Source organism: Nocardia sp. NPDC046473 (genome assembly GCF_040645995.1).
Taxonomy (GTDB): Bacteria; Actinomycetota; Actinomycetes; order Mycobacteriales; family Mycobacteriaceae; genus Nocardia.
Genome location: NZ_JBEYZJ010000005.1, coordinates 676841 through 689324 on the forward strand (window position 1 = coordinate 676841; position 12484 = coordinate 689324).

The following is a 12484-nucleotide window of genomic DNA, read 5'->3' on the forward strand; positions in this document are numbered from 1 at the left end:
CGGTCATGCCTGACGAAAACGCCGATCTGCGTGCCGAATTGGCGAAGCGGCGCAGCTGGTTCTTCGAAACCCAGCTGCGCGGATTCAACCTCCAGACGTTCCGCGACATCGCCCGCGAGACGAAAGACCTGGACGAGCTCCAGTTGCTGGAATTGATCAGCACGTCGTCGCCGTTGCCCGTCGGCCTGCCCGGTACGCCCCGCGGCCGGAAGGGCGAACCGCCTCGGCTCTATCTGGACAGTCACCGGCCGGTGTGGGACGCGGATGAGCACGTCCGGCGGCAGGCGTTCAGCGGCGCGTATATCGGCCGGCTCGGCGACTGGCTGGAGTTCCGGGATCCGCAGCTGCTGCGCGAGCGAATCGCGGTGCTGGCGAAGGATTTCGAGCAGGAGCGGTTCGGCTCGGCCTTGGCGAAGTCGCCACTGCAGCTGTATCGGCGCAAGCGGGCGACCGCGAATCCGGTACCGAAGAACTGGGTGCCGGGTCAGCTGTTCGACCCGCTGAAGAACGAGGCGCCCTTCGACGGGGACGACTTCGAGACCGACCACGCCGGGCGGTCGATCAGCCGGGCATTCGTCGCCCAGGACAAGCCGTGGCTGATTCCGGAGCTGTATCAACCGGCGCATCGCCTGCCCAAGCCGCCCCCGGGCACTCCGGTGTTCGCTCCGCTCGTTCCGTCGGTGCCGTGGCTCGAGGACCTGGAGAAGTTCCTCGCGGACTTCGAAACGGAACTGCGGATCGTGGTGGGCGGTGCCGTCGATCAGCGATTCCCGTTCGCGGACAGCGACGCCGGGAAGCGGGACTATCGCGGCGCGATCAACGAAGCGCTGCGACTGACCACGACCGGCGACGCGGCGGCCACAGTGCAGGCGCAGTTCCTGTCGACGGTGGAGATTTTGGATGACAAGCGCGTGCCGCGGTCGAACTATCGATTCGGTATTCGGATCGGTACGGCGGGCTTCAAGCTCGACGATGTGGAGAAGTTTCCGCACTCCGAGATGACGAAATACTGGCTGCGCGTCATGGACAACCCGGTGAAAGAGGTGTACGCCAACAAGGAAAACTCCGACATGGGCCTGTGTCATCTCATCAGGACGCTGTACTTGTTCGGCAGCATTCCGGCGAAGGTGGCGAGCGGCGATCAGCTGCGGTGGCGGCAGCGGCCCGCGCTCGACACGGCGACCTTCACCGAGTTCTTCGCCAATCGTGCTGCGGCGGACGGCATCACCGGCAACCCGGACATGACAGCTCGGCTATTGGCCGCACAGGAGAAGCTCCGCATCATCCTGGAAGAGAGCGCCGCCGTGCCGGGCAGCGCGGCCGTCACCTTCTCGCCGATCGCGCAGGAGGCGGTGCGAAAGGCCATCCACCACTACAAGTTCTGGCTCGACGAGCCGTTGCGCGCGACGCAGAACAAGGCGTTCCAGAAGGTGCGCACCGACCTCGGCTACGACGCCGAGAACGAAATGGAGTACTGGTCGGAGAACCACTACATCATGTTCGCGTCCTCGGAGTATCTGGCCGGGCAGTTGTGGCCGGACGACGAATTCCAGCCGGGCAGTTTCCTGCTGGGCGGCACCAAGGACGGCATCCGCACCGGCAAGGAACGTCGGGAGCGTGGCAAAGCGCGCGTGTTGCGGTGGCTCAATCACCGGATATTGATGGGCTGGACCGAATTCAACTCCTCCGGGTACTACCGCGAGCATCTGTGGTCGTTGCTGAACCTGGTCGACTTCGCCCTCGATGACGAGGTCCGCGACAAGGCGACGATGGCAGCCGATCTGCTGCTGTTCGATATCGCGCGGTTCACCCATAAGGGCGCGATGGGCGCACCGGGAGGTCGCAGCCAGTTCAGTTCCAAAGCCAGCGGCCGGGACAACGCGTTCGGCGATGCCGTCGAGCTACTGTTCGGCACCCGTGGGTTGTTCAACGACGGCGACTCCGAAATCGGTGCCGCGGTAGCCAGCTCGACCTATCGGGTGCCCGATGTTCTGCTCGAGATCGTCGCGCACCCGCCTGCGACCGGCTTCATGGATCGGTCCCGGGTCTCGATTACCTTCGATGAGGCGCATAAGTTCGGCATCGGGTTCTCCGAAAAGCGCGACGAAATCGATTCCTACCGTGCGGGTTACGCGCCCAAGCTGGAGAAATACTCGCGGTTCATCCGCGAGACCAACGAGGAGATCGAGGCGGCCCACCTCGGCGCCTACAACACTGCCGACGATAGCGTCGTCTTCTGGTGGGGCGCATCGGCTTTCCTCAACAAGCAGGTGGTCAAGGGCGCGCTGGCCGCGGTCGACAAGTTCGGTCTCGGCGAGAGCGGTATCTTCAAACAGCTCGCCGGTATCGTCGGTTCGCTGTTGCCGAAGGTCAAGAGCGGTGGCTTCTTCGGACTGATCGGCGGATTGGTCGGCGGTGTGTACGGCGCCGCTGCGGGCGTGCTGCTCGGTGCCCTGTTCAACACGTCGAATGCCGAGGATATCGCCGATGATCTGTCGATCTTCCTGGAGGGTTCGACCCGGACGCGCGCCAATATCCTCACCTACCGCAATCCCGACATCATGCTGTCCAGCATTCAGAACTTCCGCGCCGGGCAGCTGAACTTCCAGTCCAATGTCAACCAGGCCACGGTGAACGGCACGCTCAACGTCTTCACCACATCGGGTCTGGTGAATCTTGATATTTCACCGTTGGTCGCCGGCGCGGGTGGCGCACTCGCCGGTGCCCTGGCCGGCGCGGTCGGCGACGCCGTGCTCGGCGTCGGTGGGCTCGCGCCGACGTTGGCGGTGGTCGGCGGTGTCGGGGCGGTGATCGCCAACGAAGCCAAAGGGCATGTCAATCCGTTCGCCAGCAGCAGCGACGGCGTCGACGGATTGCACTGGTGGACCGGGTATTACGCATTGCCGATGGTGGTCCAACACGGACCGGCGGCGATCATCGCCTACGACTTCCATGACATTCAGGACGATCTCGCCGATGCCGGGTCGCACGTGTTCTTCCCGAAGAGCGGCTTCGACCAGGTCGAGGAGCGGCGTTGCTCGGCCTACGACGACGCCAACTCCTCGCTGTTCGAGGCCTTCGACGTATTCCACTACGGCCCCAAGGGCTTCTGGGTGTTCGGCAAGTACGTACACACCGAGTCCGGCGCCGGGGATCCGGGGGAGTCCTATATCGGGGTGTTCTCCAATCAGCACCCCACGTGGCTGAGTCGCCAAGAGGACGAGGTCGACGTCTATAACAAGGCGGTGGAGTCGGCGGGTAAGGAGCCGATCGAGAAGCTGAAGGAGCAGATCGAGAACGAGAAGAACATCGACAAGGGCATCGATCTGAAGCGGCAGCTGCGCGACCTGGAGCGGATCTGGGCAGAGCCATTGCCGCAGGACTACTTCGCCGATCGCGACTGGCATCACGACGGCAAGAACATCTGGATCGTCCAGGTCGGCAACAAGGCCGAATTCGGTGACTTCGAGCAGTTCAAACAGCGAGTGAGCAGCGCGCGGGTGCATCTCGACGACACCGGAGACATGGAGTGCACCTACCACATGCCGATGCCGGAGGGCGGAAGTCAGGCGCTGGTGCTGAAATACGGTGACGGCGGCGAATTCCATTACGGCAACGCACCTTTGCCGACGGACCTGTACCCGCGCTTCGAGAATCCGTTCGTGCGGGGCGGCCGAGTCGAGTGGGGACAGCGGTCCTATGTGCTCGAATACCGCGGCAAGTCGCTGTTGCACAACGTGCACGATTTCCGGAAACCGATTCGTACCGAGGAGGTTTCGGGCCTCGACCCGGATCAGGTGCTCGGTCTGGTGATCTTCGTCCGCACCAAGGACGAGGACATGGACGAGAAAACACTCGGCACCGCGACGGTGCGGATCGGCTGCACCGAGGTGACCAAGGAGCAGATCATTGCCGTCGGACCGGTCGACGACGACACCACTCACGACACCGAGTGGATCTTCTTCGACACCGGGCCTGTTCGGGCGGCGCCGGATATGACCATAGACGTCGGCCACCGGGCGTTCAGCGACGGCGACGACGAGGCCGACTGGAACATGGGTTTCACGATGCAGGCGCTGATGGGCGACCATTCGCTGCGCGACTGCACGCTGACGTTCGACTCATCCGATTTCGACGAGGATGTGCGCAACACCGGTCCGCTGCCGTTCGCGGTGCACACCGACAAGTGGCGACCGTGGGAAGCGGTGCCGGACAGTCGAATCGAGGGGAGCCTGACCCAGGCGGTCCGCCCGTCGTTCGACCAGCAGTACTACGACCACTGCGACCTGCTCGTCGCGACGCCGAACCAGCCACTGCGGCACCGACATCTCGACGCCTGCCTCGACGCAGCGCCGCGCTGGGCCGAGATAGCGAATCAGCAAGGCGGGCCCGTGTTTACACCGACTTGCTCGGTGCGCGGCGTCTCCCGCTTCCCCGGCCATCTTGTCGCCGCCGTACTCGATGAGGGCAGATTGTTCCTCAGCTCTGTCGTGGACCAGGTGGGGACGTGGGGGCCGTGGGTCCAGGAGGAGCCGTCGTTTTTCGGCACAGCGGTGCCGCTGGCCGCGCCCGGAACCCTCTACGCGGGACCATCGCATTCCTCGGTCGACGGGGTCGAACTGGTGCTCCCCGGTGCTGACGGGCACCTGTACATCCAATTCGATTGGCACGCTCAGCCTTACTTCGGGTTCCCTCTTTCAGGCGAGTACGGAGGATGGATAAAGATCCCGGTAGGTGGGTTCACCCTGCGCAAGGACGGCGACATCCTGATCGCCGACGACCGGCTGCTCGTGCTCGACACGGACGGAGCGCTGTGGGCCAAAACGATCATCCGCTCGACGACGTTCCCGCAGATACCGCCGTGGACGAAAGTCACCGACGGGCAATCGTTGCGAACCTTCACCGTCGCCCCCGGTTCGCCGACCCGCGTGCTGGCCACGACGACGGACGGTCAAGTCTGGGATGGAACCTTCGACGGAACGAACCCACCGCACTGGATGCCACTGGGCTTGCCAGGCGGCGCTCCGGTGCCGGACGGTGTCGGAATCACCTGCGCGACACCATATCCGGATCGACTGGACGTATTCGCGGTCGCTGGCGACGGCATCGTCTACACCGCCACCTGGACCAAATCGTCAGCCTGGTCTCCTTGGGGCCCAGTTGTCCAGGGCGAGCAGGGATTCAAGGCCGGACCGCACAGCCCGATCCTGGTCCATCGAGTCCAACGTCAACTGGAGCTGCTCGTCCGAACCGAGGACGGCAACCTCGTTCGCACTTGGTGGTCGTGAGGTTCCTGCAGCACGGCCCGCGCCGGACAGCGGCGCGGGCCGTGCTGGTCGAATTCCTCAGGGCTTCCAGGTGATTCGGCCACCCTGAAAGTCCTGGGCCTTGCCCTTCTCGAAGTCGTACTCGTCGCTGGTCGGGTAGCCGTAGATACCGTCGGCACCAGCCCGAGCCTCCCAGCTGGTTCGGATCGAGCCCCAGACCGCGTGTGCGCCAGTGGCTTTGGACCAGTAGATCGCGCCGTCGTTGAAGAGGTTGTAGCGGCCGCCGTTCTTGGCGGGGGCTTCGTCGGTGATCGGGAAGCCGAGGGGGCTGTTCTCCGCACCGAGGGCATACCACTTGTCCCGGATGACGCCGCTGACCTGGTGTGCGGCGGTGCCGACGGACCAGTAGATCGAGCCGCCCTGGAAGTGGTTGAAGCGACCGGGCTTCGACGGGGTCGACTGTTCGCTGGTCACGGGGTAGCGCAGCCCGCCGGTCTCCGCGCCGAGCCCGCGCCACTTGTCCAGGATCGGGCCACCGACCTCGTGCGCACCGGTGTCGGGATGCCAGTAGATCGCGGCATTGCGGTCGAAGGTCTGGAACTTGCCGCCGTTGGCGGCGTCGGACTCGGGGGAGGTGGGGTCGCCGAGCACGCCGCCACCGCCCGCCGCGTCGTATTCGACCTCGATCGCGCCGCCGACCTCGAACGGGCCGATCGGGCGGGCTTGCGCGGTGCCCGCGGTCAGCAGCAGCGCCAGCGCGACGGTGGCCAGCGTTGCGCTGCTGGACGAGCGGTGGGTACGAAGGCGGACCAATAGAACTCCTCAGTCAGGCGTTACTCGGTGACGAGACAGGGCGGAGCGTTGGTAGGCGATGATGGCATGAAGGCTCAACCATCGCGCGCCCGGCCCGGTCGGACGAATGGGTGCCGAGGCGGGTCAGGGCTGCCAGGTGATGCGGCCGCCTTGGAAGTCCTGGGCTTTGCCGTTCTGGTAGTCGTACTCGTCGCTGGTCGGGTAGCCGTAGCCGCCGTTGACACCCGCCCTGGCTTCCCAGGTCGTGCGGATCGCGCCCCAGATGACGTGCGCGCCGGTGGCGCTGGACCAGTAGATCGCACCATCGTCGAACAGGTTGTAGCGGCCGTTGTTCCTGGCGGTGGCCTCGTCGGTGATCGGGAAGCCGAGGGGGCTGTTCTCCCAGCCGTAGGAGCCCCACTTGTCGCGGATGGCGCCGCCGATCTGATGTGCGGCGGTGCCGAGCGACCAGTAGATCGAGCCGCCCTGGAAGTGGTTGTAGCGACCGGGTTTCGACGGGGTCGGCTCTTCGCGCGTCACGGGATAGCCGAGCAGCCCGTTCTCGAAGCCGAGGTTGCCCCATTTGTCGCGAATCGCGCCGCCGATCTGGTGGGCTCCGGTGGCCGGGTGCCAGTAGATGGAGGCGTTGCGCTCGAAGGCTTGGTACTTGCCGCCGCGACCCGCATCCGATTCGGGGTTCACCGGATCGCCGAACACACCGCCACCGCCGGCCTGGTCGTATTCGACCTCGATCGCCCCGCCGACATCGAACGGCCCGATCGGCCGTCCGGCCGCGGTGCCCGCGGTCAACAGGACCGCCATCGCGGCGGTGGTCATCGTCAGTGCGACGCGGGTGCGACGTAGGCGTGCCAAGAGAAACTCCCTATGCAGGTGGTCGTATACGAGACAGAGCGGAGCTCTATCAGGGTGCGGCCAATGCCGATCGGCAGCGAGGTCAGTGGGTGCCGGAGTGAGCAAGCTCGCAGGTACTGCGCACCGCCCACCGCATTGCTGATTTCACGATCCTTTCGTTCGACGCGCAAGAGCTACTGTCGTGGCATCCGACACTCGGCCTATCGGGCGCACTGTTATCGCCGTTAGTTGTTGCTGGTCACGGTGCGTTCGAGTAGTTCTGCCAACGGCAAATCCCGGACATCGCTTTCGGCCGCGGCGTACTGCGCAATTTTTCGCATCGAGCAGATCGGTGTCGATGGCCTAGCGTCGCGATGGTGACTGAGATCGAACCTTTTCCGGTAAGCATTCCCGAGGACGACCTGGCGGACCTGCGGGCGCGCCTCGACCACGTCCGGCTTCCCGAAGCCGAGACGGTTCCGGACGGTACCCAGGGCATCGGCTTGGCACGCCTGCAGAGCCTGCTGGCTGCCTGGCGACAACACGACTGGCGATCACTGGAGCAGCGCTTCAACGCGATACCGCACTTCCGCACCCGGCTCGACGGCCTGAACATCGCGTTCTGGCACGTGCGTTCACCGGAGCCCGACGCCTTTCCATTGGTGCTGACGCACGGTTGGCCCGGCTCGGTGCTGGAATTCGAGAGCATGATCGGTCCGCTGACCGACCCGGTCGCACACGGCGGTTCCGCCGCGGACGCCTTCGACGTGGTCATCCCCGCGCTGCCCGGTTTCGGATTCAGCGAGCGGCCCGCCGAAGTCGGCTGGAACCCTGGCCGTACCGCACAGGCTTGGGCAGAACTGATGACCCGGCTCGGGTACGAACGCTTCGGGGCGCATGGCGGCGACTGGGGCGCGTTCGTCAGTACCGAGCTGGCGCGTCTGGCACCCGAGCGGGTTGCGGCACTGCATCTGACCATGCCGATCGCCTCGCCGCTCCCCGAGGACGTGGCGACGGCTGACGACGCGGAGCAGGCCATGCTCGCCAAACGTGACCGGTTCATGATGACCGGACCCACCCACGTAATTGTCCAGGGCATGCTCCCGCAGACGCTCGGCTACTCCCTGCTCGATTCGCCGGCCGGGCTCGCCGCGTGGCTGAGCGAGGCGCTGGTCGCGTTTTCGGACACGCGGCCCGAGGCCGGCGGTGGTGTGAGCGTGGCGCAACAGGTGGATGACATTGCGCTGTACTGGTTTACCGGCACCGGCGCCTCCACCGCTCGCTGGTACTGGGAGGCGGTGCGATGGACGGCGCGCAGCGCGGAGGCGCAGAACGCACAGACGGTGACCGTGCCCACCGCCTGCACGCTGTTCCCCGGCGAACCGTTTCCGGTTGCCAAGCGCTGGGCCGAACACCGCTACCACAATCTGACCAGCTGGAACGAGCGGAAGTACGGCGGGCACTTCGCGGGCTGGGAACAACCCGGCGTGCTGGTCAGCGAGCTGCGAGATGCGTTCCGCCAGGCCCGTATTCGCTAGATCGGTCGTTGGTCGGCCGCCAGTGTGACGGCCGTACACCGGTCTCGCGGAGGAAGACCGCGGACAGATGTGCCGCGCTGGAAAACCCACACGATTGCGCCGCCTGCGTGACCGTGACGCCACGTTCCAGCAGTCGTTCGACCTCGATGATGCGCAGCAGGGTGAGATAGCGGTGCGGCGTATAACCGGTGGCGCGCTTGAACATTCGCAGGAAGTGGTACGTGCTGTACCGCGCGACGCCGGCCAACTCCGCGACGGTCACCGGCCGCGCCAACTGGTCCCGCATGTGAGCCACCGCCCGGAACACGGGGCTGCCCGCCTCGCGCGCGACCAGTTCATCGAGCGGCACTGCACTGTCATTCACCACGACATTCCTTCACTACGACGACTGCGACGCCCCTGAGCATCGATCGGCCGATCGCCCCTGGACAGACCACGCACTGCCCATCTACTGCCCAATTCGCCTGGCAGATCAGCCGGGAATGACCCGGGGGCGACTTGGGCTAACGTGGGTTTCGTGACGGTGCTGGGTGAGCGGCTGCGGGAGCTGCGCAGGCGTTCCTTCGTCGGCCGCGCCGATGAGGTGTCGTTGTTTCGAGCCGCGCTGGCCGAACCAGGCCTGATCTTCGTGCACGGTGTCGGCGGTATCGGCAAGAGCGCGCTGCTCGAGGTGTTCGCCGAGGTCGCGGCAGTCGCGGGACGGTCCGTGGTCCGGATCGACGCTCGGCATCTGCGGATCGCGCCGGACACGATGCCGACCGTTGCCGGCGGCCGGCCGATCCTGCTGATCGACACGTATGAATTGCTCGACGACAGCGACGACTGGGTACGCGAGGAGTACCTGCCTTCGCTACCCGCCGACGTGCTCGTGGTGATCGCCGGGCGTCAGGCACCCGGGCCACAGTGGCGGGCGGACCCGGCATGGCGAGATCTGATGCGAGTTGTCGCGCTGGACAACCTGTCGCCCGGCGACGGGCGGCGGTACCTGACGGCTCAGCAGGTCCCACCCGAGTGGCACGACCGGCTGTTGACCATCAGCCACGGCCACCCACTGACGTTGTCGATGTTGGTCGATGCGGTACGCCGGGGCGCGGTCCCGCGCACACTCGCCGATCTACCCGACGTGGTGAGCACGTTGCTGACGCAGACGATCGACGCGGCGCCGAGCACACGCCACCGCGCGGCGCTGGAGATCTGCGCACACGCACCCGTGACCACCGAAGAACTGCTGCATGAGGTGATCGGCGCGGATGCCGGTGAGTTGTTCGCCTGGCTGCGCACGCTGCCATTCATCGATGAGGGGCCGCGCGGGTTGTATCCGCACGACATCGCCCGCGACGTCCTCGACGCGGACGCGCGCTGGCGCGCGCCCGGCCGCTATGCCGATCTGCGGGAACGGATTTCGGCCGCGATGCGCGACCGGATCCGCGCGTCGGTAGCTGAGCGGGAACAGATCCAGCTGATCGTCGACTCGATCGTGTTGGCCGGCGCTCGCTCGAAGATCGAAACGTGCACCACCCCGCCGCCGACGATGCAGGCGTACGCCGACCGGCTGCGGGACGGCGATCGGGACCCGATCATCGCGATGACCTCGGCCTGGCAGGGCGAACAGCAGGCCGCGCTGGCGGACTACTGGCTGGCGCGGCAACCTGCGGCGTTCTGGGTTTTCCGCGCATTGTCGGGCGAGCCTCGCGGGTATGCGGTGTGTCTGGAGCTGACCGAGGCTGAGCTCGGCGAAGACCCGGGGGCAGCGGCGATGTGGCGGTACGTGCACGAGCACGGCGCGCCCCGACCGGGCGAGCGGGTCCGGGCCTGGCGTTTCTTCCTCGACCGCGAGCACGGTCAGTTCGCCTCGCCGTCGGTGACCCTGTTCGCGGCCTGCCAAACCCTCGACATCCTGAGCCGCGGCGACAACGCGGCGTGGACGTTGGTCGGCGCGTACGCCGACGCGGCCCGGTGGGGCCATACCATGGCGGACCTCGGTTTCCAGCCCGCACCGGGAGCCGAATACGCGGTCGGCGACAAGAGTTTTCCTGTTTTCGCGCACGACTGGCGCCGCACGAATGTCACGGAGTGGCTGCGTTTCGTGCACGCCCGGCAAGCCGGTGCGCCGACCGACTCGGCCGAACCCGGCAGCGGCAACGTGGTGCTCGCCGAGCCCGAGTTCGCGCGCGCCGTCCGGGATGCGTTGCGCGACCTGCACACGCCGGAACGGATACGAGACAACCCGCTGCTGCGCTCGCGGATGGTGCGGCAGCACGACGGCGGCCTGCCCGCCGTCGACACACTCCGAGACCTGCTGACCACGGGCGCGAGCATGTTGCGGCCCGATCTGAGCGAGCTGGTGGACCGCACGTTCCTGCATCCGACTACCACTCAGGAACGCGTCGCTCAGACGTTGCACCTGTCCTTCAACACCTATCGGCGACACCGGGACCGGGCGGTCGCGCACCTCACCGAGTGGCTGTGGGCCCGCGAGGTCGGTTCGACCGCGCAGGGCGACAGGCGGGGATGATCTCGGGGGCTAAGCTCGGATCCATGGTCGAGACGACGAGAATCGTGCTTGCTGCCCGCCCGGAAGGTGCGCCCACGTCGGCGAACTTCCGCACCGAAACGGCTGAGCTGCCGCCCCTGGAGGAGGGGCAGGTGCAGCTGCGAACGCTGTATCTGTCCCTCGATCCGTATATGCGTGGGCGGATGAGTGCGGCGAAGTCGTATGCGAAGCCGGTCGAGGTCGGCGCGGTGATGGTCGGCGCCACGGTCGCCGAGGTGGTCGATTCGCGCGCCGCCGGATTCGCGAAAGGCGATGTGGTGCTGTCCTATTCGGGCTGGCAGTCGCATGACGTCGCGCCCGCGTCGAGTCTGCGCAAGCTCGATCCCGACACGGTGCCGGTCTCGACGGCGCTCGGCGTCCTCGGTATGCCCGGGTTCACCGCATACTCCGGTCTGCTGAAGATCGGCCAGCCGAAGGCGGGCGAGACGGTCGTGGTCGCCGCCGCCACCGGCCCGGTCGGCTCGGCGGTCGGGCAGATCGCCAAGATCAAGGGTGCCCGCGCGGTCGGCATCGCGGGTGGACCGAAGAAGTGCGCGGCCCTGCTCGACGAATTCGGCTTCGACGTCGCGCTCGACCACCGCGCCCCCGACTTCGCCGAGCAGCTGAAGGCCGCGGTGCCCGACGGCATCGACGTCTACTTCGAAAATGTCGCCGGTGCCGTCGCCGAAGCGGTGTACCCGCTGCTCAACACCTACGCCCGCGTCCCGGTGTGCGGCCTCATCGCCAACTACAACGATGCCGGTCTGTCTGACGGCCCCGACCAGCTCCCCGCCTTCTACGGCCGCATCCTCGTCAAGAGCCTCACCATCCGCGGCTTCATCCAGTCCGAGTTCGTCGCTGAACTCTTCCCGGACTTCCTGCGCGACATGTCCGAGTGGGTCGCCGACGGCCGCGTGCACTACCTCGAAGACATCACCGAGGGCCTAGACAACGCCCCCGAAGCCTTCATCGGCCTGCTCGAGGGCCGCAACTTCGGCAAGGCTGTCGTGAAAGTCGCCGACTAGCAACGGGTTACATCATCACTGGACGCGGCAGCACCCGCACCCACCGCCGCCACATCCTGCAACCAACCCCAGCATCGAGTCGAGTCATATGGTCGTTAGTTGATCTCCAAGTTCAACCATTTGACTCGACTCGATTGCGCCAACAACCATTTGACTCGTCTCGATCACGATAAATCTCGAGAACAGCACCACAGCCAGTCTTCACGCTGGAACTCACACGCTGCCCATCACAGGCCGCGGAAGAGAAGGTCGGGGACCCCACCTGACGTGCCCAGCACTACTCCGGTCATCCGATGAGCTGTCGAAAACCTCTGGGGCAGCAGACTATCGGAGGTCTCTGATTACACGAACCCGAATCAGTACAGCGGCCGAAGGCGCCCCTCGCCCGCTGAGACCATCCGAAGGGCGCCTTCGGTTGACCGTTCACCCGCGGCCTGGGCATCGACCGGAGGCGACCTTCATCGGCTGTGACCAATC

At 66.0% G+C, this 12484-nt stretch carries 7 protein-coding genes; 4 read left to right on the forward strand and 3 right to left on the reverse strand.

From position 1 onward, the window contains the following. The first annotated feature begins 5 nt into the window (after positions 1-5). A complete protein-coding gene (locus ABZ942_RS21050) occupies positions 6-5288 on the forward strand; it encodes a hypothetical protein (protein ID WP_357384376.1) in 5283 nt (1760 codons plus the stop codon). A 57-nt stretch (positions 5289-5345) separates the two neighbouring features. Here ABZ942_RS21050 and ABZ942_RS21055 read toward each other — a convergent pair whose 3' ends face one another. Further along, positions 5346-6080 carry a hypothetical protein gene (locus ABZ942_RS21055; protein ID WP_357384378.1) on the reverse strand — a complete coding sequence of 245 codons (735 nt, stop codon included), beginning with the start codon at positions 6078-6080 and terminating at the stop codon, positions 5346-5348. Positions 6081-6203: 123 nt separating this feature from the next. After that, entirely contained in the window at positions 6204-6932 is a 729-nt protein-coding gene (locus ABZ942_RS21060) for a hypothetical protein (protein WP_357384380.1), read from the reverse strand. Between the two features lie 356 nt (positions 6933-7288). On the opposite strand from ABZ942_RS21060, the gene ABZ942_RS21065 reads away from it, so the two are divergent. Continuing rightward, positions 7289-8449, forward strand: coding sequence for an epoxide hydrolase family protein (locus tag ABZ942_RS21065; protein WP_357384382.1), 1161 nt, complete (start codon positions 7289-7291; stop codon positions 8447-8449). Here ABZ942_RS21065 and ABZ942_RS21070 read toward each other — a convergent pair. Next, entirely contained in the window at positions 8406-8813 is a 408-nt protein-coding gene (locus ABZ942_RS21070) for an AraC family transcriptional regulator (RefSeq protein ID WP_357384384.1), read from the reverse strand. The two genes, ABZ942_RS21065 and ABZ942_RS21070, sit on opposite strands and share 44 nt — an antisense overlap. Positions 8814-8966: 153 nt before the next feature. On the opposite strand from ABZ942_RS21070, the gene ABZ942_RS21075 reads away from it, so the two are divergent. After that, a complete protein-coding gene (locus tag ABZ942_RS21075; protein WP_357384386.1) occupies positions 8967-10964 on the forward strand; it encodes an ATP-binding protein in 1998 nt (665 codons plus the stop codon). Between the two features lie 23 nt (positions 10965-10987). After that, entirely contained in the window at positions 10988-12007 is a 1020-nt protein-coding gene (locus ABZ942_RS21080) for an NADP-dependent oxidoreductase (protein WP_357384388.1), read from the forward strand. Positions 12008-12484: the final 477 nt, after the last annotated feature.